At 33.8% G+C, this 22817-nt stretch carries 15 protein-coding genes; 13 read left to right on the forward strand and 2 right to left on the reverse strand.

The features are described from left to right. Positions 1-36: 36 nt before the first annotated feature. The 11 genes from PL77_RS05985 to PL77_RS30300 all read left to right on the forward strand — a co-directional run bounded on the left by PL77_RS05985 (position 37) and on the right by PL77_RS30300 (position 16659). Positions 37-3477 (forward strand): PAS domain S-box protein, encoded by a 3441-nt coding sequence (locus tag PL77_RS05985; RefSeq protein WP_253273970.1) that lies wholly within the window; start codon positions 37-39, stop codon positions 3475-3477. Between the two features lie 129 nt (positions 3478-3606). Then, the gene (locus PL77_RS05990) at positions 3607-4155 is read left to right on the forward strand and encodes a SiaB family protein kinase (RefSeq protein WP_044202789.1); all 549 of its coding nucleotides are present in this window, start codon (positions 3607-3609) and stop codon (positions 4153-4155) included. Between the two features lie 6 nt (positions 4156-4161). Further along, positions 4162-4524 carry a DUF1987 domain-containing protein gene (locus PL77_RS05995; RefSeq protein WP_044202790.1) on the forward strand — a complete coding sequence of 121 codons (363 nt, stop codon included), beginning with the start codon at positions 4162-4164 and terminating at the stop codon, positions 4522-4524. Between the two features lie 189 nt (positions 4525-4713). After that, on the forward strand, positions 4714-7854 hold the full coding sequence (locus PL77_RS06000; RefSeq protein ID WP_044202791.1) for an ATP-binding cassette domain-containing protein: 3141 nt from the start codon (positions 4714-4716) through the stop codon (positions 7852-7854). Positions 7855-7916: 62 nt separating this feature from the next. Continuing rightward, positions 7917-8819: a hypothetical protein gene (locus tag PL77_RS06005; RefSeq protein WP_044202793.1), complete on the forward strand. Its 903-nt coding sequence runs from the start codon at positions 7917-7919 to the stop codon at positions 8817-8819. Positions 8820-8853: 34 nt separating this feature from the next. Further along, complete coding sequence (locus PL77_RS06010) at positions 8854-9282, forward strand: hypothetical protein (RefSeq protein WP_044202794.1); 429 nt, start codon at positions 8854-8856, stop codon at positions 9280-9282. A 161-nt stretch (positions 9283-9443) separates the two neighbouring features. Further along, positions 9444-10517: a prephenate dehydratase gene (pheA, locus tag PL77_RS06015; protein WP_044202796.1), complete on the forward strand. Its 1074-nt coding sequence runs from the start codon at positions 9444-9446 to the stop codon at positions 10515-10517. 66 nt (positions 10518-10583) lie between these two features. Then, a complete protein-coding gene (locus PL77_RS06020; protein ID WP_044202798.1) occupies positions 10584-11804 on the forward strand; it encodes a hypothetical protein in 1221 nt (406 codons plus the stop codon). 138 nt (positions 11805-11942) lie between these two features. Further along, positions 11943-14108 carry a PD40 domain-containing protein gene (locus tag PL77_RS06025; protein WP_044202801.1) on the forward strand — a complete coding sequence of 722 codons (2166 nt, stop codon included), beginning with the start codon at positions 11943-11945 and terminating at the stop codon, positions 14106-14108. Between the two features lie 3 nt (positions 14109-14111). Beyond that, the gene (locus PL77_RS06030) at positions 14112-14684 is read left to right on the forward strand and encodes a YfiR family protein (RefSeq protein ID WP_082026416.1); all 573 of its coding nucleotides are present in this window, start codon (positions 14112-14114) and stop codon (positions 14682-14684) included. Between the two features lie 46 nt (positions 14685-14730). Then, entirely contained in the window at positions 14731-16659 is a 1929-nt protein-coding gene (locus PL77_RS30300) for a response regulator (RefSeq protein WP_052444208.1), read from the forward strand. 33 nt (positions 16660-16692) lie between these two features. On the opposite strand, the gene aroQ is transcribed toward PL77_RS30300, so the two are convergent. Further along, positions 16693-17112, reverse strand: a complete 420-nt coding sequence (aroQ, locus tag PL77_RS06040) for a type II 3-dehydroquinate dehydratase (protein WP_044202803.1) — start codon at positions 17110-17112, stop codon at positions 16693-16695. Positions 17113-17205: 93 nt separating this feature from the next. Here aroQ and PL77_RS06045 point away from each other — a divergent pair, with 93 nt between their 5' ends. Continuing rightward, entirely contained in the window at positions 17206-18750 is a 1545-nt protein-coding gene (locus tag PL77_RS06045; protein WP_044202806.1) for a hydroxymethylglutaryl-CoA reductase, read from the forward strand. Positions 18751-18837: 87 nt separating this feature from the next. On the opposite strand, the gene PL77_RS06050 is transcribed toward PL77_RS06045, so the two are convergent. Beyond that, entirely contained in the window at positions 18838-20145 is a 1308-nt protein-coding gene (locus PL77_RS06050) for a hypothetical protein (protein ID WP_044202809.1), read from the reverse strand. A gap of 404 nt (positions 20146-20549) precedes the next feature. Here PL77_RS06050 and PL77_RS06055 point away from each other — a divergent pair, with 404 nt between their 5' ends. Next, on the forward strand, positions 20550-22790 hold the full coding sequence (locus tag PL77_RS06055; protein WP_044202812.1) for a hypothetical protein: 2241 nt from the start codon (positions 20550-20552) through the stop codon (positions 22788-22790). Positions 22791-22817: the final 27 nt, after the last annotated feature.

Raw genomic sequence — 22817 nt, forward strand, 5'->3', positions numbered from 1 at the left:
CAAGACTTAAAGATACGTACTAAAATTACTATTATAATGTTACTCGTTGTAACCATTACTGTAGTAACTATTAGTTCCCTCTCTTATTTTCAGACTGAAAATTCAGTTGAAAGAAGGTTCTCTCAAACTTTTGATGTTATCAGTACACTGAAAGCAGAACAAATTGACCAAAAATTCAAGTACATCGAACAAAACTTGAAATATATGGCAAAGTCTGCTTTAATTGTAAATAACGCTACAAAGTTAAAGTACCTCTTTCAATCAAAATCAAGATCGTATAAAGATTCTACCTACTACGAAATAAAAAGAAAACTTGATAATGAACTATTCCCAAAACAAATTGTGAATGGTTATTCGAACATCATCATTACAGATAACAAAGGAAATGTTCTTTATACTAGTTACACTTTCCCAGCGTCTGTAATTGTAGGTGACAGAAACAAGAAGTTTGAAAAAATCATTAAGAAAGCGAAAACCAAAACCTATTTTTCTGAACCTTTTAATACTGAAAAGGGTGCTCACATTTATGTTGTCTCTCCAAGAATGAAATCAAGATTTGGGGAATTAGGGCATGTGATTATTCTTTACAGCCTCCAGAAAAACATATATCCAATAGTTGAAAATAGGACAGGACTTGGCGATACTGGTGAAATATTACTTTCTAGATTATCAGACAATCAATCAAGCAATGTTACCATTATATCTCCATTAAAAGGCAGTTCAAACTTATTAACTGAAGTAATTAGTCTTGGTGATCCTTCTAATATTGCTATTCAAAAAGCGGCAAAAGGTGACTCCAAAGATTTTAGTTATGATATTGACTGGAGAGGTGAAAAGACCATTTCCTATTGGAACTACATCCCAACCACCAATTGGGGTTTAGTTGTGAAAATAGACTACGACGAAATTAAAAGCGGCTTAAACGGTCTAATAAGAACCTTCTTTTACACCGCAATTGTGATCATCTTCATTTCTATGATGATTGCTGTCATTTTCTCTAAATACCTTACAAACCCAATTATCACTCTAAAAAACAGGCTAAACCTCATTGCAAAAGGTATCCTTCCTCATGAAGTAGTAAACCTTATTCATAAAGATGAGATTGGCGAAATGTCTATGGCCGTACAAGAAGTGGTAAACGGTATGAAGAGAACTGCAAACTTCTCAGAACAAATTGGTGAAGGAAATTACGACGCTTCTTATACATCACTTAGTGATGATGATACACTAGGTAATGCCTTAATTGGCATGAGGGATAGTATTCAAAGAGCTGAAAAAAGAGATTCTGAACGTAACTGGATTATTACTGGTGAAGCAGAAATCGGTCAAATTCTTCGCAATCACAATGACCTGGTCGAACTAGGTAATGAAGTTATTGCTTTTACTACTGAAAAAATTGACGCAGTCCAAGGTGCCTTTTATGTTGTAGAAGGTGTGACTGATGAACTTCCATTAGAAGAACAAGAAATTAGGCTAATAAGCACCTATGCCTATAATAAAAGACGTTTCCTCCAAAAGAAATTTAAATTTGCAGAAGGTTTAGTTGGACAAGCTGCAATTGAGATGGAAATGATCTTAAGAACCGAGATTCCTAGTAGTTATTTATCGATTACATCAGGTTTATTAGGTGAGCAAAAACCTAAGTCAATTCTAATTATGCCTCTTATCGCGAATGATAAAGTATTTGGTATTTTAGAATTCGCCTCTCTAGACAATTTCTCAACGATGAAGTTAGATTTCGTAAAAGAAATCTCACAAATTATAGCTCGTACAATTTTTAATATCAAAATTAACGAGAGAACAGTAAAACTTCTGAAGGAGTCTCAACAGATGAGTTCTGAACTTTCTGTCCAGCAAGAAATTCTTCGCCAGAATGCAGAAGAGATGGAAGCTACTCAAGAAGAATTACAAAGAACCAATCACCGTCTAGAGGAACAAGTTGAAGAGGTAAAACGATCTCAAAATAGATTACAATCCTTATTAGAGAATGCATCTGAGGTAATTACAATTTTTGATGAAAACGCAAAAATTAAATTCGTCAGTCCTTCTTCGAAACATATCTTAGGGTACAAACCGGCAGATTTAATTAACCTTTCTTACTTAGACAACTTACATAAGGATAGTGTAGATGAAGTTAGAGATTTCATTACCTCATTATCGAAGTCGAAGAACGAAGAAACTTTAAGTGCACAATACCGATACAAACTTCAAGACGGAAGGTACATTTGGCTAGAAGCTACGGGTATTAACCTCACAAAAGATCCTGCTATCGAAGGTATTGTAATCAATGCACAAGACATCACTGAAAGAAGAAGAGCAGAGACAGAGAAACGTATGCGTACACAAATGCAAGCATTATCTGAGAACTCTCTCGACTTAATTCAACGATTAAATAAAGAAGGTCTAATCTTCTACACCAACCCAATTATTGAAGAGCTTACAGGCCTATCAGCCGATTTATTCTTAAATCAGAAGATTGAAAACACTGCATTACCAGAACATATTATTTCTGAATGGAAAGATATGCTTATTGAAGTGTCTTCGAAGAAAGAAAAATCTACTCGGGAGGTTGAATTCCCTACTGCAAGTGGCAACCGTTTTATGACGGTTACTGCAATACCAGAATTCACTGAAGATAATGAATTCGAAAGTGCTTTATTTGTCTCGCATGATATTACTGAACGTAAGAAATCAGAGCTTGAAATCTTGCTTAAAAACAAAAAAATCACGGAGAGTATTAATTATGCCAAGCGAATTCAGGGTGCAATCATTCCAGAAACGGAAATTATTAAAAGAGATCTCAATGATTGCTTTATCCTCTACAAACCTAGAGATGTAGTCAGTGGCGATTTCCCTTGGTATTTCAAAAAAGACAATGACATTTATATCGCAGCTGTAGATTGTACAGGACACGGTGTACCAGGTGCTTTAATCTCATTAATTGGTTATTTCATCCTTAATGACATTGTACAAAACAACCATCAAATTGCTCCTGGCGAAATATTAGACTTACTGCATCAAGGAGTTACAAAAACGCTAAGACAAGACTCTAATAGTAGTACTAGAGATGGTATGGATATTGCAATTGCAAAGATAGATATTAACGCTAAAAGAATTGAATACGCAGGTGCACATAGACCGCTATTCTTATTTAAGACTGAAACAAAAGATTTCATTCAGGTTAAAGGAAATAAATTCCCTGTTGGAGGGGAATACAAAACAAGAACAAACTTTACAACTCACGAAATTCAGTTAGAAGAAGGAGATGAAATCTTCTTATTCTCTGATGGCTATCCTGATCAATTTGGAGGTCCAGAGAACCGAAAGTTCGGTGCTAAAAGAATACGTGAGGTGATTTCCAACTCTGATCATTCAAACATGGAAGAAATTGCGCATACTCTTCATCAAACATTTGTTGATTGGAAAGGCAATGCAAAGCAAACTGATGACGTTATAATGATAGGGATAAGATTTTAGCAAAGAAAAACTTGTTAGTTTCCTACGTTTAGTTATATTTGAAAATATTTTTTTTACGTCTAAATCTATTATTCGTAAGAATAAAGCTCCAACAATTATTAAGTTGGTTAAAAAATTCTGTTCGGACATATGAAATACATCTACGAACTTCACAGGACAATGCTTGACAAAGATCTCATACTCGTTTATGAAGGAGAGATTACGCAAGATATAACCAAATCTGTATTATCCATGGCGGAAAGAAACATGGATTCATATGGTGAACAGTCTAAGATCAAAAGAAAGGTCTTTAATGTTATGGTAGAGTGCTTGCAGAACATCAGTAAGTATGCCGTCCCAATGGAGAAAACATCTGACAAAAAAAATAGTGCTGTCTTTATGATTGGAAAAGAAGACAACTCTTATTTTATCACATCAGGCAACCCAATACTTTCTAAGAATGTCAGAGACATTGCTCAAAGATTAGAAAGAATTAATGACCTCGACAAAGACGGTCTCAAAGATTTATATAAAGACATTATTAAGAATGGTAAGATCTCTGCCAAAGGAGGCGCGGGTCTTGGCTTTATTGATATGGCTAGAAAATCAGGCGAGAAACTACGTTTTGATTTTGAACCCATCAATGATGAGTTCACATTTTTTTCTCTTAAAACGACAATTCCAAGAAATCTAAAATAACTTTACATGAAAGTCCTTAATCTTGCAGGAACAGAGGATACGCCAAAAGTCATCTTGGACAAAGACAACGAACTATTCGAAATTTCGGGTAGATCCCTTCCAGAAGACTCAGCAGAATTCTTTGCTCCTATCCTAAAATGGATAGAAGAGTATGCTGAAAATGCAAATAGCTCAACAAAGTTTTTATTTAAACTTGAATATTTTAATACAGCTTCATCTAAATTAATACTAGATGTTCTGTCAGCATTAGAAGAGATAGTGGGTACTACAATTGTATGGTACTATCACGAAGATGATGAAGATATGCAAGAGGCTGGAGAAGAGTTTGAAGAATTAGTAGAACTTGAATTTGAATTCGAAACATACTAATATGTATCTTTTCTCAATAAAAAACACTTGGCTTTTCCTTTAAAACCAAGTGTTTTTTATATTTATCTAATAAATAACGGTTTTTGATGCAATATTTAATAGCATAATTGCATTAATTAGATGTATACTCAATGGAGTATATATTATTTTTTGTTTTGAATTGAATTTCCGAACTATTGTCGGCAATCTATGAGTGAAGAAATATTAAAAGCACTTACGCAACTTTTTGCTATCATCTCTACACAAGATGAAGGGTTAACTGAAACAGAAAGAAATTTTGTTATCAACTTCTTGAACCAAGAACTTGAGAAACGTTCTGTTGAAGAATATATTGAGCTATACGATCAACTTATCAAAGATGAAGAAGATCGTATTGCAAAAAGAAAAGCAAAAGCTGCAAAAAAGAGAGCTGCAAGAGGCGAAAATGCTGACGACACAGTATCTGATGCTGTATCGGTGAGAAACTCGGTAAGAACACTTTCTCTTTGTAGAAAAATCAATAAGACACTTGACCAAAAGCAGAAAATCATCGTAATGGTGAAGCTATTGGAACTTGTGGCCTCAGATAAATCATTTACCCCACAAAGAATGGATATTATACACACAGTAGCTGATGTATTTAATATCCCTTCTCCTGAATACAAATTATTAGAACGTTTTGTCATTGAAACACACTCTTCAAAAATTGATAATGAAGACATTCTTATTTTCGATGACGAAATGCCTCCTGAAGGAAGTAAAATCAAATTTATTGATTCTGGACTTTTAGATGGTGAAATCATTTTCATCCGACTAAAGAGTGTTGCTTTATACTTCACAAAATATACAGGTAAAGATACTATTTACTTAAATGGTCAACCTGTAGCATCAAATACGGTTCATTTATTTTCTCCTGGTAGTATTTTCAAGACTCCTAAAGGAGCTCCACTATACTACAGTGATTTAGTCAACAAATACAACTCTGATGAAATTGGTGGTAACATCTCTTTCATTGTTGAGAACTTAGAATATAAATTCCCTAATGGACAAGTTGGTCTTCGCGATATTAACTTTGGTGAAAACACCGGTCAGCTTGTTGGAATTATGGGAGCCTCTGGTGCAGGTAAAACAACCCTTCTTAATGTACTTGCTGGATTGGAGACTCCATCCAATGGTGAAGTAAGAATCAATGGGTACAACCTGCATAAAGAAAAAGATAAAATTGAAGGCGTCATTGGTTACATTGCTCAAGACGATCTTCTAATTGAAGAATTAACAGTATTCCAAAACCTTTACTATAACGCAAAACTTTGTTTTAAAGACATGAACGAAGCGGAGCTAACAGACAAGGTAAACGAAGTACTACTTAGTTTAGGTTTAGATAGAATTGCACACTTAGTAGTAGGTAATGTTCTAAACAAAAAGATTTCTGGTGGTCAGCGTAAACGTCTAAACATTGCTTTAGAGCTTATTCGTGAGCCAGCAGTGATGTTTGTGGATGAGCCTACTTCAGGTTTATCTTCTAGAGATTCTGAAAATGTGATTGACCTTTTAAAGGAATTATCACTAAAAGGTAAATTGATATTTGTGGTAATCCACCAACCTTCATCTGATATCTATAAGATGTTTGATAAGATGTGGCTGTTAGACACAGGTGGATATCCGGTATTCTATGGTAATCCAATTGAGGCCATAACACACTTTAAGAGTGCTGCAGGACAAGTGGATAGTGACCAAGGGCAATGTAACACTTGTGGTAATGTGAACCCCGAACAACTCTTCAACATCATTGAAGCTCAAGTTGTAGATGAATATGGTGAGTTCACTAACAAAAGGAAAGCTACTCCTCAGGATTGGTATAAAGTATATTCAGAAACATTCCAAAAACAAGAAGTTGAAGAAGTACATATTGATCCTCCTAAGACCTTAAGGATTCCTTCTAAGATAAAACAAACTGTCATTTTTACGATTCGTGATTTCTTAGCGAAATTTAGTAACAAACAGTATTTACTTATCAACTTATTAGAGGCACCTTTCTTAGCTATTTTACTTTCTTGGGTTATTTATTACATCAAAGATAATGACTCAGATTATGTATTTAGACATAATGAAAATGTCCCTGCCTATATCCTAATTGCTATTTTGGTAGCGTTGTTTATGGGTATGACAGTCAGTGCCGAGGAGATTATTAAAGACAGGAAGATCAAGAAAAGGGAGTCCTTCCTAAACCTCAGCCGATCTAGTTATCTGTTCTCTAAGTTGATCATATTATTTGGGTTCTCCGCTGTACAAACATTCACTTTTGTACTTATTGGCAACACCTTATTGGAGATTCCTGATTTGACATATCAGTATTGGTTAATACTATTTACTGTTTCTTGTCATGCCAATTTGATCGGTTTGAACATTTCTTCTGCATTCAATTCAGCAATTACGGTATATATATTAATTCCAATTCTACTGATTCCTCAAATGATTTTGAGTGGCTTAATATTTGATTTTAGCAAATTAAATAACACCATCAGTGAACATGGTAAAACACCCCTAATTGCTGATATTATGGCCTCTAGATGGGCTTATGAAGGTTTATCTGTTGAGCAATTTAAAAACAATAGATATGAGAAACCGTTCTTTGAAGTTGATATGCAATTAAGTCAAAGTAACTACAAGAGTGCATATTGGGAACCAAGAATGGAAGAAATTCTTTATAATGCTCAGTTAAATAGTAAGAATACGAATGATAGTACTGCTAAAATATTAGCCGATGACATTCTTACATTAACCAATGAAATTAATTCTGACTTATTCTTCACGACAAATAAGGAGAAAAAAGCAACTGTAATGTCTTTCATAGAAGATGGAAAGATCACTTCTAGTGAAGGCAATCAGTTCAGAAAAATTCTTTATGAATCGTCTATTTTCTATAATGACTTCTTGATCAAAGCAGAAGAACAAAGAGATGCTAAGATCTATGAAATGAAGAAGGAATTAGGTGAAGAATTCAATTTATCGGAATCAAAAGATAAATATTACAATGATCAACTAGAAACTTTCGTGAAAAACAAAACTGTTCTTAATAGAACTGTTGTTGATCATAATAGAATTGTGCAACTTATAGATCCAATTTTCTTTATTAAAGAGAATACTGCTGGAGTTTTGGATTATAGAACTCACCTTTTTGCCCCTGCAAAGAAATTTTTTGGCACATATATTGACACATTTACATTTAATGTACTGTGGATTTGGATGATGTCTATTCTTTTGTACTTCACTCTTTATTTTGAATTATTAAAGAAACTGATTGAAGGGGTTGAAGTAATTTTTACAAAGATTGTCTCTAAAGAAGCATAAACACAACTGTTAATTATCCTCTTATATTTTGGATAGCAACTATCTTAGAAAACCAGAATAAGATGAAAACCAAATATCTTAATACATTAGCCGCATCGGTACTCTTAGCTTCCTCGTTCGCTCAAGCTGGAGAATTACCTAGTGAAAAGGTAAAAAATACAAACATCGGGGTATACCCTTCTCACATTGAACAAGAGATATTACCAGTAGGTGAGGTTTTAGAATCTATCCCTTCTCCTCTTGAAATTTCAGTTCTAATTAAAGAGAATGGAACAGTTTACAATAAAAGCGATTTGAATACGCCTGACGCTGTTTCAAGATATAACACTACTTTTCAAAAAGCATTAAACCTAGGAATTTACGGTACTGACCTTGGCTTTGCGAACATTTATGGAAAAAATCAGGATGCAATTAGCTTCTTAAACTCAGTAAAAGATCTTGCTGACGGTTTAGGAATTGGAGCATTTTTTGACTACGAAACAATTAAAGAGTTAGCAGAAAGTTCAAATAGATTAGATGAACTTATTCAAACTACTACTTTAAACTTTGAAAAAATTAATAACAACCTTGCTGAAAGAAAAAGAGAGAATGTTAGTGCTCTGATTTTAACAGGTGGTTGGATTGAGGCAGTTTACCTTACTGCAATGGTAAATGCACGTGAACCAAATGATCTTTTAAAAGATAAAATTGGTGATCAAAAAATTGTTTTAGATCAATTACTTCTAGTTTTAGATATATATAAATCAAGCCCAGGTTTTGAGGACTTGATTAATGACCTCACTGCTTTACAAGAGATTTATGATCAAATTGAAGTGGAGGTAATCGTAGGAGAACCTACTATGGAAGAAATTGATGGCGTACTTGTTGTTACAGATGGTACTAGAAGTGTAGTCCATGTAACTGACGGTGATATCCAAAAAATCACAAGTTTATTGAAATCTATCCGTAACAAGGTAATTAGATAATAGGATTACTTCTTAAGTGAAAAAATACAGAACAATGAAAAAGATATTCTTAGCATTCTCATTAATCTTCGCTCTTTTTGCATTCAATGAAGCTTCAGCGCAATGTAACGCAGAACTTTATGTAACAAAAAGTATGAAGGAATTAAACCCAGGTTTCCAATTCTCAAAAAGTTACAGAATTGATGGTAGAAATGGTACTAGACGTAAAATTGAGTATACTTGTGTATTAGCAAAAGACACAAGCTACCAAATTACTATCTCAGGTAAAGATGGTGGTGCGCAAGGTTTAATCAGTACATTATACAATGCCAAAAGACGTAGAATCATTTCTAGTTTTTACAATAACCGTTTCTTAGGTACTTGGACTTACAAATGTACTTCAACAGGAATCTATTATTTAAGTTTTACTTTTAAAGATTCTAAGAGTTATTGTGGTGCTGCAGTACTTGGATTCAAGAGATAAAACATAAAAAAATACAATCAGGGCAGAAGACATTGACTTCTGCCCTTTTTTTTGCTTTTTTTTTATAGTTTTGTAGGATGTAACTATTATGAAGTGAGTGAGTAATTGTAATTTATCACCACTTTAATTCATATTTTATTTTCACTAAAGGTGCGGTTAAGATGGACTTACTGTCGTTAAGAAATCAAATAGATGCTATAGACAATCAAATTCTTCGTTTGTTAAACGAAAGAATGAATGTCGTAAAACAAGTCGGAGAGTTAAAAAAACACGAGAAAACGGCTATTTATAGACCTGAAAGAGAAAAATCAATCATTGATCGATTACACTCTATCTCAAAAGCAGACGAAGGCACATTAAATCATGCCGCAATTGAAGCTATCTTTTTAGAAGTTTTTGCAGTAAGTAGAAATATTGAACTACCAGAGAAAGTAGCATTTTTAGGACCTGAAGGAAGTTATACACACCAAGCTGCAGAAAGCAGATTTGGTGCAATGAGTGAATACATTTCCTTAAAAACTATAAAATCTGTTTTTGATAATGTTGAAACAGGAAGGGTACGTTTTGGTGTAGTTCCAATTGAAAACAATCAAGAAGGAACTGTAGCTGAAACAATCGATCAACTTTGCTATCGTAATGTGAAGATCGTAGCCGAATTGCCGTTATCTGTAAATTTCACTTTGGCATCAAAAACAGATGATTTATCTAAGATTAAGAAAATATATTCTAAAGATATTGCGTTTAGACAGTGTAGACAGTTTATTGAAGATTATTTCGATGAGGACATTCGCCTTATTCAAGTAGCGTCAACTTCTAAAGCTGCTAAACTAGCATTGGAAGAGGAAGGTGCTGCTGCTATCTGTTCACAAATTGCAGCAAAACTTTATAAATTGCCTATCATTTACAACAACATAGAAGACAGTCAAGACAACACTACTAGATTCTTGATTCTTGCCAAAGATCTTGTAAATCAAAAATCTGGAAAGGACAAAACCTCTATTCTTGCAAAAATTGGCAATCACCCTGGAGATTTGGCAAACTTCTTGGAAGAATTTAGACAACGTGATATTAACCTTACTAAGATTGAAAGTAGACCTGCCAAAGAAAAAGATAATTTCAAATATTGGTTCTTGATTGATTTTGATGGTCACTATGAAGAAAGTAAAATTCAGGAAGTTATAAGAGTATACCCTGACACCATTACCTTCTTAGGAAGTTACGTAAAAATGGTTTAATAGAATAAAACTTAATTTTGGTCGTTGTAAAGATGAGATGTCTTCAAAAGACCTAAATAATCTAGAATGAAAAGAAACTTTTTTATACTACTACTTATTGGTTTATTAACCTCAAGTTTTGGATTCTCAACTACCCCACCTACAAGAATTCTATCGAGTTTTAACAAGGTGCTTGGTGGCGGAAAGTATGATATTGGAAGAGCAATTGTAAAAGCTCATGACAATGGATATGTTATCGCTGGACGTTCTATTGGGACAAGTGGTAATATGGACATGAGTTTGTGGAAAGTGGATGATGGAGGAAATGTCATATGGAATTTTAAATTTGGAGATACTGAAACAGAAGAAGTATATGATATCATCCAAACTAAAGATGGTGGTTACATTACTGTAGGAAGTTCAGATTCTTATGGATTTAGTGTAGACATCAAAGATACTTGGGTGGTGAAAGTTGATGCTAGAGGTAAATTGGTTTGGAGACATACTTATGGCGACCAAGTTTCCATTGAAGAGGGAACGTGTATAAAAGCCACTGAAGATGGTGGTTACATCATTGGAGGTAAGATTATCACTTTAGATAGTGAAGATCCTAGCGGCGATGCTTTCGTCCTAAAAATTGATGAAAACGGTACCGAAGAATGGAAAAAAACTTACGGTGGAGCTAAAAATGATGAAGCCGTTGATATCGCTATTTCTGAAGGTGGTTATACAATCATTGGAAACACTGAATCATCAGGAAAAGGAAAGTGGGACATTTGGATGTTTAACATCGGGTTAGATGGAACATTAAAATGGGAAAAAACATATGGTGGTGGTGACACTGAAAAAGCGAATCAGTTTGTCCAAACTCCTGATGGTGGTTTTGCCATCGTGGGTTACTCCTATACTTTTGCGGAAGCAAGTTTAGACTGCTGGGTAGTAAAAACAGATGCTAGCGGAGTGCAACAATGGCATAAATCTTTCGGAGGCCTTAGCTACGACGAAGGTAATGGTATTACAGTAACTAGCGATGGTGGTTTTGCAGTCGTAGGTTATACTGAAGTATGGGTTCCTGATGAATATGGAGATAATACTAGTTTGGACGGTTTTAATACATTGCTTGTAAAACTGGACGCTAATGGTAATAAACTATGGGAAAAATCTATTGGGGGTGTAAAAGAACAAAGAGGTTATGATGTTCTTGAAGCTGCTAATCAAGATCTGATCATAGTTGGATCAAAGCAAACAAGTGACCAAAATAACTTTGGTATCTTATTGATAAGAACAAATCCAAATGGTTCTATTTAAACAATCGAACTTCTGAATTCAAGAAAGCACTATATAGTTTTTATTCTCCTTCTCATTTTATCACGTTCAGTAATTGCACAAAATGTAAGTATTGAAAATGCTGATAAACTTTTTGAAGAAGGTCAATATTATGAAGCTTTGGCGTTATACGAGAAAATTGCCGTCAAAGATATCACTTCATGTTCTATTAAGTATAAAATAGGAATTTGTATTTATCAGTCTCCATTTTCGAAGGCTGGTGCTGAACCTTATTTTAAATACTTAATAGAACATTCGTGTTCCGACATTCCTGCGGAAAAGTACTATTATTATGCGAGGTTACTTCACTATAAAGAGAACTATATTGAAGCAATCAACTATTATAATGAATACCTAGAAGCTTACGAACAAGCTGTTGAACAATCCGTTTTTAAAGATGCAAGGTTAAGAATTGAACAATGCGAAAATGCTATTAACCTTTCAAAAAAAGTAGCAACAGCCAATACTACGTCATCACAAGTCATGGAAATTCCCATAAATACGTCTTATGATGAAAAATCTCCAATCATTTCTAAATTGGATAATTTCTTAATTTTCAGTTCGAAAAGACAAAGAGATAGCTTCAATTATGTATATGGAGATCAGTATCGCTTCCTTCCCGAAAAACTACAAAGTAACGATGATGACATTTACCTCTCTTACCGAAAGGGAATTCAGTTTCATCACCCCTACCCTCAATTTAACGAAGACTTTAGAGATATTTACCCGCTTTATATACAAGACGGGTCTTATATGCTTTTGTACATTGAATACCTTACCGATCCTATTGGCAAAGGAAACATCTATGAAACAAAAGTCAAAAAGGGAAGATGGTTAAGACCTAAAAAGCTGAATGACAAAATCAATTCAGAATATAATGAAAAAGGAGCCTTCCTAGCTAATAACGGAACTACAATTTACTTTTCTAGTGATAGGCCTGGAGGACAAGGAGGTTTTGACCTTTATAAATCCATTAAAATTGGTAAAGATGATTGGTCTAAACCAATTAATCTAGGACCAACGATTAATAGTGAATATGACGAAATCTACCCATTTGTACATAACGATAATAAAACCCTTTATTATTCTACAAATGGTACACTTTCGATCGGTGATTTTGATTTAGTCACATCCGTAAAAGAAGGTGCTACTTGGTCAACTCCTCAAAACTTAGGAGTAACGATAAATTCTCCATATGATGAATTACAATTCTCTCAAATTCCTAGTAAAAGATATTCCTACTTTTCATCTAATAGGCAAAATAAAGATGCAATAGGTGGATTTGACATCTATTCAATATTCAAGCCTGTTCATAAAATGAAAAGAGCTATTGTAACAGGAAATATTGAAGTAGAGAAAAATGGTCAAAAAATACCAATTAGCCTTACGGTAAAGGATCAGGACAATATAACTTATAAGAAATATGTTTATGACCCTGATCCTACTACGGGTAAGTTTTTCATGATCCTCTTACCTGGAAAGAATTATACAATTACGGTTACTCATAATGAGTTAGAGTTATACAACATCAAAATTGATTTACCGAAGGATACTTATAGATATCAATTGATCAAGACTTTCAAAATGAAAGACATTGTGGTTCTGAACAAAACGGTTGGGTATGATATCATACCTGAAGAATCTCAATTTGAAGTTACCACTTTTGATCAGATAAAAGATAAGAAAGAAGACATCGCAGATGCTCGATACGACGCCCTATTGATGTTGATGGATATGATTGTTGATCGAACAGATAAGGACGGCTTAGCATCCTTAAATGCTTTGGATGATCCGGCATTGGACCCTGTCATTTCTCAACAAGCAAAAGGTAGTCCTGACCCTTATTACACTCCTTTATTGGATCTGATTGAAAGAGCATTTAATGAAGCGAATCCAGATCTATTAACTTCCCTAGATAGTATGAGAGGTGATACAGGTGATAAAGTAGTACGTCTTTCCAAAGAAAATAATAGCATATTAGATCAGAGGTATTATTTCGTAGAAAACGAATTTGACATCTCTAGAGAAGATCAGAAAACACTAAACGACATCGCTTCATTCATAAAACCAAGGAGTGATTTAAGGCTGGAAATCATTCATTTTTCTCAGGAAAATGAGAATCACGAAATTAAAGAAACTGACACTTTAACTCAGATGAGAATCAATTCCATCAACAATTACCTTGCATCTAAAGGTGTAGAACAATGGAAAGTTAAAGTCGTTGAAAAACCTAAAATGAGTTCAGATGACATCGGTTGTCTGAAATTATCTATAATAATCAAATAAGTTTTGAAAAAACCTTTTCTAAACATATCACCACTTCAATTAGTACCTGTTATTGCAGTGCTCTTCATTCTTGTTTTTCAACAAGAAAGTAGAGCTCAATTCGATGAATATGAAAGAAAGGCTGGTATCATCAATACTTTTGCAAAATATGTCAATTGGCCTTCTAAAGCATTTACGGAAGGTGACAAGCTTGTACTTGGTATATTAGGAGACGATCCTTTTGGTGATGTGATTGACAATATGTTTAGAAACAGATATGTCAACGGACGAGCTTGGGAAATAAGAAGAGCTAAAACGATTAGAGAGCTAAAGGGGTCTCACATTGTTTTTATGGCTCAAGGGTTTAAGGAAGAAGAAGTGAAGACATTTCTTCAAGAAATTTATAGTAGAAACAACTCTTTTGTATTGACAATAGGAGACAATATCCCTAACTTTTGTAAAAATGGGGGTATTATCAATTTAACTCCTAATGGGCTATATACTCTAAACATTGTTTCCGCCAATAAAGCACAATTAACAATTGATGTGAAGCTCCTAAATCTTGCAAGTGACATCATCCCTTATGACCCAAATTAAAAAAATATTATCCCAATCTTTGAGGTATAAACTGATAGGTATTATCATGTTTGTAAGTTTAATCGCTTCCTCATTCTCAACGATTCTTTTTTGTGCTTACGATTTTCAACAGTATAAAGAAAACTTCATTAAAGAGACCAAACAGTTAGCCAAACTAATTGGTGATAACAATGATGCCTCTGTTGAACTACAGCAGTTTACTCCCGCACAACGAAATTTAAATGAACTCCTCAATAATAATACACAAATTGTAACAGGAGTGATCTTTGATAAAGAACAACGGTTATTTGCAATCTATAGTAAAACTGCACTCTTACAAGCTAAGGATAAAAACAATGAGCTGTATGATAAAGTTATTTTAGATAAGGATTGGCAAATTTCTCATGCTGAATTTATCCCTAGTTTCTCACAAAACAATACTACTTTTGCTCTTTTAGAAAATTACTTAGATATCTATGTTAGTACTTTTGATGAAAACGGAAGAATAAATACCGTTTATCTCAGGTCTGATTTGACATCAATTAGAGAACGTATTACAACATACTTTTTTATGTTTTTCCTAATTGTTGGATCCGTTTTAATATTCGTATCAACACTTTCAGTTCCTCTACAAAGAAGTATATCAAAACCAATTCTCGAACTTGAGCGAATAGCTAACATTATCTCTAAGAAGAAAGATTATTCTATTAGAATTAAAGACCGTAGAGATGATGAAATTGGATTATTGATTGATGCTTTTAATGGTATGCTTTCAAAGATTGAATTACAGAATGAATCGTTAATTCATGCAAAAGAAGTCGCTGAAAGTTCTGCAAAAGCAAAGCAAGAGTTTCTCGCCAATATGTCTCATGAAATCAGAACTCCAATTAATGGTGTGATGGGAATGACAGATTTATTACAGGATACAAAACTCAATGAGGAACAAAAACACTTGCTTAAAGTATTAAAAAGTTCGGCTTCTCACCTATTGGTCGTCATCAATGACATATTAGATATTTCTAAAATTGAGTCTGGTAAACTTTCTTTTGAGGAACAAGTCATTGACGTCAAAGAAGTCACATCTTCTATTATAGATGCTTTTTCTATCCAAACCAACCAAAAGGGATTAAATACAATTCTTGATATTTCTAAAAAAGTTCCAGAAAAAATAGTTGGAGACCCTGTTAGATTGAAACAGGTTTTGATTAACCTTTACTCAAATGCGGTTAAATTCACTTTTGATGGAAGTATTATTATTTCGGTAAGAAATAAATTTGAAAACGATAAAAAAGTAACACTACAATTCTCTGTAAAAGATACAGGAATTGGTATTGAGAAAGATAAAATAGATCACATTTTTAATAGTTTCACTCAGGCATCAAATGAAACAACTCGTAAGTTTGGTGGAACAGGTTTGGGACTTAGTATCTCAAAACAACTAGTAGAACTTCAAGGAGGTCAAATGTATATAGAAAGTACGGTAGATTTAGGAAGTACCTTCTACTTTGAAATCACCTTTAAAAAATACACAGCTACTGTAAAGGAGGTTGCTAATGCCGCTTCTCTTCAAAAGAACACTACAAAAATAAAGGAAGAACCATCAAGTAAGAAGATATTACTTGTTGAAGATAATGAAGTAAATCAAATGCTTGTACTTCGCCTTTTGAAAAAGTGGGGCTACGTTTCAGATTTAGCTGAAAATGGAAAAATTGCCTTAGAAAAATTGAGCGAGACAGATTATGATCTAATTTTAATGGATGTTCACATGCCAGAAATGGATGGATATTCAGCTACAAAAGAAATCAGAAGTTCATTCCCTGCAGCCAAAAGAGATATCCCAATTATCGCAATGACTGCATCTGCACTAAAAGGAGAATTTGAAAGATGTAAAAAAGCGGGGATGAATGATTATATCTCGAAACCGTTTAAAAAAGACAACCTACTTCAGAAAGTTCAAGATTATACAAATTCTAAAGAACCTCTTAAAAGCGAATAAGAGAATAATCATTCATTTATTTTGGCTTATTTTCTATTTCTCAACAAAATATCTAGCGGCTAATTCATAGCCTTTTAAGCCTAACCCTGCAATTGTCCCTACACAATTTTTTGCCATGTAACTTTTATGTCTGAATGCTTCTCTAGCATGTACATTAGAGATATGCACCTCAATTACAGGTGTTTCTACTCCAGCAATCGCATCAGCAATCGCTACTGAAGTATGAGTATAAGCCCCTGCATTTAAGACGATTCCGTCATAACTGAACCCTACTTCGTGAATGATATCAACCAACGTTCCTTCATGATTACTTTGACGATATTCCATTTCAACTTCAGGTAAGGTAGCTTGAAGCTGCTCAAAATATTCTTCAAAACTTGTATTTCCGTAAATCGTTGGCTCTCTTTTACCTAGCAGGTTTAAATTGGGGCCATTTAAAATTAAAAGCTTCATTTTATATATATATTATTAAATTGCTTATACAATACGGTCTAATATCGTTTAATGATAAACTTTATTATTACACACTGCAAAACCAAATAAACTATGTTTATCCCAAGTATGCTGTTGAAGCAACTATACACACGTGGCAGCCTTAACAACACTGAACGTGGAATTGAGTTTTCGATCAAAAATAGACTCAAAGACGCTGAAATAAAAGAACTTCTCCATATTAAAATTGATGGACACGAAGTCAGTAATGAAAAAATTGTGTTACACACTTCAAATGCACAAGATGTAAAAGCAACCAACATTAATTCTAAAAACCGATTTGATTTTCCTCTAAGGGCAGTGATTAAAATTGAGGTATTGGATCATCCTCCACTAGCGATAGAAAAACATGAAGTAGAGATTTCCGTGAAAGCTTCTCCGTTTGGATCGCTTAAATTTTCGGTCACTGATGCTATCACACTGAAAAAAGACACTGAAATCAAGATCCCAAGAGATGAAATGGATGATTATGGCGACCCCATTATTAAAAAAAGACAAGAGTTTGTAGAAGAATTTACAGGTGCTAAAATCGATCACATTGGAAAGTATTCTATTGATCCGCATGAATTAGGAGGCAATATAGAGCACTTTACAGGTGTTGCACAAATCCCAATGGGGTTTGCTGGGCCAATTAAAGTAAACGGTGAACATGCTATTGGTGAGTTTATGATACCAATGGCTACTACAGAAGGTACTCTTGTTGCCTCTTATAATAGAGGAATGAAAGTCGCTAATATGTGTGGAGGCATAAAGGTTTCAGTAGTTGACGATGCCATGCAACGTGCACCGGTTTTTGAATTTATTGATGCTAGAGGAGCTAGAGATTTTGTTGCATGGATCAAATTGAATTTCAATAAAATCAAAGCAGAAGCAGAAAGCACATCTTCTATTGCTGACTTAGTGTATATTGATCATTTCTTATCCAATAAGTTTGCCTTCTTACGATTTAATTTCAAGACAGGTGATGCTGCTGGACAAAATATGGTTGGCAGAGCTACTTTTGCCGCTTGTAGTTGGATTTTGGATCAATATTCAGGTATTCAAAATTTCTTCTTAGAATCTAATTTCGCCACGGACAAAAAAGCTTCTCAGATAAATATTATGAGAACTCGTGGTAAGAGAGTAACAGCAGAGGTTACATTAAAGAAGGAGGTTTTACAACAATATATGAGAGTTGATCCGGAACAATTAGATCATCACTCTAGAATTGCAGCTATTGGCTCTTTCTTATCTGGTGTAAACAATACCGGGCTACATTCTCCAAATGGCATTACAGCAATGTTTATAGCCACTGGTCAAGATGTTGCCAATGTATCTGAATCTAGTGCAGGTATTATTTATACCGAACTGACAAATAAAGGCGATTTATACCTTTCCATTACCATTCCTTCCTTGATTATAGCCACATATGGTGGAGGAACAGGTATTGGTACTCAAAAGGAAAGCCTTCAACTGTTGGATTGCTACGGTAAAGGAAAAGCACATAAATTCGCTGAAATTGTAGCAGCGGTTGTATTAGCAGGTGAAATTTCTTTAGCATCGGCCATTTCTTCATCGGATTGGGTGAGTTCACATGAACAATACGGAAGAAACAGATAATAGAAAATACAAATTTTGATTTGAATTATATACGGAAAACTCCCTACACGATACTTCATCATGTAGGGAGTTTTTTATAGCATAGATTTAAATATCGTCAGAGATAAAGAATAACTTTCCTTCGTAGTGAAAACTGACAGTGGCCTTCTCCCCTACTTCTTCATGGTCTGTTGTGACTTTATGAATATTAAACTTTGCATCAATTACAAAAGTCCTATCTTTTCCTTCTTTGACGGTAAAACTCTCAACCGAAAGACCATCACCATGATCTTTTAAGTACAGTGTAAACTCATCATTGATCATTGTTGTAAGACCAGCAAACTGTACTCCATAATCAGAAGCAGAGGTAGCTTCTTCCCACTCACCACCTGATGAATAATTACCAATTAACTTTTTAGGATCATCTGCAGAAGTTGTTATCCCAACTGAAAGCATATTACCGATAAATTCATCTCCCTCATATTCGTCTAATTTCTCTAAGACTTTTACATCTTCCATAAATACCAAGTCAAAGAATCTTCCTGATGAATCGTTATCAAAAACTTCATTTTGTCTACCTGCAGCGCCCACAATTTTGAATAATTCTTCTCCATCAATACTTACACTACCTTTACCGGCGATAAAGCTAGGCACATTGTATTCCTCGTCATCATCTTTCTTATATTCTCTTCCAACATGATCCATTAATTCCTCATAGTCAGCTCGAACGAGGTTAATAGTATCCGTGTAAGTCACTCCTTCCACATCAAAACTTAATGTAAGATCTATACTTTCTTCAGTAAGGGTTAATAGATTTATCTGGAAAATATCATCTGTGATTTTTGCTTTAATTGTTTCCTCTGTATCATCAGTCCACTCCCAAATACCATTACCATCAGAACTAATAATCGCTCCATCTTTGGTAAAAAATACATAGAAGTCATCTGCTGCATCTTTCCATACATTTGCTAAAAAAGCGGTTCTTTCTGAAAATTCTTGCTTATCGACTTCAACCGACATATTTATTTTTTGCTCTGGATTATCTTCTTTGATTAATTCAATTTGAATCTCACCATCAATATTCAACAATTTAACGGTTCCATATCCTTCCAGATCAATAATTGTATCAGATTCAACTGTATATTCACCATAAAACAATAGATCTTTTTCTTCTACTAAAGTTCTAGCATTGGATGCTGTTCCTTGTATTGTTGCTAAACCTTCACTTGTAAATGCCATACTTGATATTTCTCCACCTGTAGTGATATTCCAAGTTGCATCAAAGTGCTCATTTTGTGTTAAATCAACGGATCCATTATTAAATGTTTCTGGAGTAACTTCGTTTTCTTCTGTTGTACATGAAATGATAAAAATAGATGAAATAAAAATTAAAATTAGGTTTTTTAAATTTTTCATAGCGTATAGTTATTGGGGTTAATTTGTAGTATCTGTACGGCGTGGTTTGATTTTGTTTTCAAAATAAAGAAATATTCAAATCATGTTCTTGGAAAAATACAATTTAAATCAAAAAAAGACCCTAAAACAGGTCAATTAAAGCAACTAGTAAATTACTTTACATTTATAAAAAACAACTAGAAGTCGATTAATCTTACTTCTAAGAACGGTAGTAGGTTTAAGACATTTCTTTCAAAATTCTCTCTTTTAAAACCTAAACAACGCTTCAGCTCTAAATAGTACGTGGTGCCATTGTGTAGAAAGGACTATAGATTTGTTCTTCGATTTTATATTTCATAATATTGATAAGCACTGAAACAGTATGTGCTTACTCTATTTTTTTATATTGATATTAAAAGCTAATTATGAACTTATTAAGCTATCTCCCTAAAATCACCAATACAATACAATCAATGACTACTCCACTTAGCGATGTAGAATTTGAAGTAGTCAATAATCAACTGTTTGAAGCTCCATACAAGAAAAACCTACCCGTATTTGATGACAATCTATTTATTGATTTGAATACTAATAGTAGTTTTAGAATCAGCGTTTTTAATAGTAGTGATGATTTTGAGGAAAATGACAATGTTATTTTAACCAATGATCACCCCTACAAAAAACTTATTTCCAACCATGCCATTATTGAATACTTAATTGAAGGGCATTTAAAAGGAAATGCCAATTCATCTGCATCAAAATACTTTTCATTGGAAGTTGAGGGCAAACAAGATATTACAATCAATTGGTGTAAAGTTCATCCAAATCATAAAAGTACTGTGGAGACTATTGCTAATGAGGTACATAGTTTAAAAGAAATTTTCACTGAATGCAAAAACAGTAACTTCTGGAATTCTTTTGAAGAACATGAAGGGGTTGGTTTCTCATTAAATGGTGAATTTAAAGGTGCTTTATCAATTGATCTTGTTGAAGTATTATCTTCTATTTTAGCACCTGTTTTTGCACTAACAAGTTGCGGACAATCCAATGCATTTAACGTGGGAGCTTCTTCTACTATTGGTTTTTCATTCTCTAAAAAAGATGCATTTAACTGTTTTATTCGAAAAACTGATGATACGTTTCATATTACATTAAACAAGCAGAAGAAAAGTACAAAAGGAATTGGATTATCAGCCTCTGTTGGTATTTCACTTGCTCCCAAATCAATCGAAAAAATTGAATCAATCATTGACGACTATATCATAGATTATCTAGGTGACTCTATTGATAAGGTAAAAGAGAAAATACAAAACAATACCGAAGATGTTTATGTACAAGCCATTCTTCAAAAAATTGATATTCCAGCATTAACACCCATCGAGGAAGTTTTAGACTTCTTGGATGACTATGAAGAAAAGGTACAGAAAGCAAAAGAAAAAGTGATGCTTCTTCTAAAAGCGAAGTTGGAGCTAGGACTAGAATATTCTTACAGAAAATCCGTAATGGAAAGCAGTATGCTAGATGCTTATGTTTCTAGTGATATTCTTTCAAAACATATTTCTTCTTTATTGAAATTAGATATTTCTGGTTTGATCCAGGAGAAGAGTATTAAGGTCAATCATTATATGTCGGGTAAAGGATTGGAAATTAGTCAATCTTTATCAGTGGGCATCAAACTAGGAAATTGGAGTGTTGGACGTAAGGTATCCCATAATGAAACATTCATTGACCTTAAACATGGCCGAGATATTATTGAGCGAGAAGTAGTATATGGTTTAGAGAAAAGTATTAGCTCAGATCTTACTGGAAATAGAAATGCTTCCTTTCAGCTTATCATGGATATTGAAACTCCTACACCAAAGGAAAATTTGAGCTACGATGACTTAGATTATACACTCACATTACAAAACACCTTTGAAGATAAAAGAGTACAGGATAAGGATCAGAAAGGCATCCAACGTTATCTATTCTCATCCGTGATTTGGGGAATTATTGAAGAAGAAGAATACCCATTGATCATTGATACCATCTGGAATGAAATCAATGCTTCTAGCTATTATAAAATAGAAACCATTTTCCATGTTCCGCCTATTGTATTAAAAGATTTACTTCTCGCTTTAGGACAAAAGGTGACAATTGAAGACTTCTCAAAGTCCCTGGCTGTCGCCGTACTTCCTACCAAAAAAGTGGAAAAGAGTAATTACTCAGATAATCGAAAAGCCTTTTATGGACCGGTCTTATCCAAAATGGTACAAAAGCAATCCACTGATTCCCTCCTGAATTCACCTTATTACAAAAAGGACAATAGAACCTGGAAAAACAAAGACCGATTTATCAGTAGAAATAAACCTGACAGTTTCTTTGACAGATATGAGGCCACTCTCCTCTCTTTCAAAATTCTTAATACTTATTTTGATCAGAATGTTCCACTACCAGAAAAGTTAGTCAATTCTCCTTTGGATATTGTTTTTGATAGAATGAAAGAAATCTTTACGAAAACCAGTTCTGGCAAAAGGAGAAATAATGGATATGAGGAAAGATGGTTTGGGCATTTGCTATATGCAACAGCAGAGAAATATCTACCTAAAAAGTCTGATTTAATTGAGAGATCAATGGTGATTAAATATGAGAAAGAAGGAAAAGAACATAGTATAATAATAGGTTAATCCCTCATTTCTATAAAGTAAAAATCC

Source organism: Flammeovirga sp. OC4 (assembly GCF_000812565.1).
In the GTDB taxonomy this organism is placed as follows: domain Bacteria; phylum Bacteroidota; class Bacteroidia; order Cytophagales; family Flammeovirgaceae; genus Flammeovirga.

What these genes read in the sequence shown, in the direction of transcription:
- PL77_RS05985 (WP_253273970.1), top strand. Translation starts at nt 37, where the DNA reads ATGTTACTCGTTGTAACCATTACTGTAGTAACTATTAGTTCCCTCTCT.
- PL77_RS05990 (WP_044202789.1), top strand. Translation starts at nt 3,607, where the DNA reads ATGAAATACATCTACGAACTTCACAGGACAATGCTTGACAAAGATCTC.
- PL77_RS05995 (WP_044202790.1), top strand. Translation starts at nt 4,162, where the DNA reads ATGAAAGTCCTTAATCTTGCAGGAACAGAGGATACGCCAAAAGTCATC.
- PL77_RS06000 (WP_044202791.1), top strand. Translation starts at nt 4,714, where the DNA reads ATGAGTGAAGAAATATTAAAAGCACTTACGCAACTTTTTGCTATCATC.
- PL77_RS06005 (WP_044202793.1), top strand. Translation starts at nt 7,917, where the DNA reads ATGAAAACCAAATATCTTAATACATTAGCCGCATCGGTACTCTTAGCT.
- PL77_RS06010 (WP_044202794.1), top strand. Translation starts at nt 8,854, where the DNA reads ATGAAAAAGATATTCTTAGCATTCTCATTAATCTTCGCTCTTTTTGCA.
- pheA (WP_044202796.1), top strand. Translation starts at nt 9,444, where the DNA reads ATGGACTTACTGTCGTTAAGAAATCAAATAGATGCTATAGACAATCAA.
- PL77_RS06020 (WP_044202798.1), top strand. Translation starts at nt 10,584, where the DNA reads ATGAAAAGAAACTTTTTTATACTACTACTTATTGGTTTATTAACCTCA.
- PL77_RS30300 (WP_052444208.1), top strand. Translation starts at nt 14,731, where the DNA reads ATGTTTGTAAGTTTAATCGCTTCCTCATTCTCAACGATTCTTTTTTGT.
- aroQ (WP_044202803.1), bottom strand. Translation starts at nt 17,112, where the DNA reads ATGAAGCTTTTAATTTTAAATGGCCCCAATTTAAACCTGCTAGGTAAA.
- PL77_RS06045 (WP_044202806.1), top strand. Translation starts at nt 17,206, where the DNA reads ATGTTTATCCCAAGTATGCTGTTGAAGCAACTATACACACGTGGCAGC.
- PL77_RS06050 (WP_044202809.1), bottom strand. Translation starts at nt 20,145, where the DNA reads ATGAAAAATTTAAAAAACCTAATTTTAATTTTTATTTCATCTATTTTT.
- PL77_RS06055 (WP_044202812.1), top strand. Translation starts at nt 20,550, where the DNA reads ATGAACTTATTAAGCTATCTCCCTAAAATCACCAATACAATACAATCA.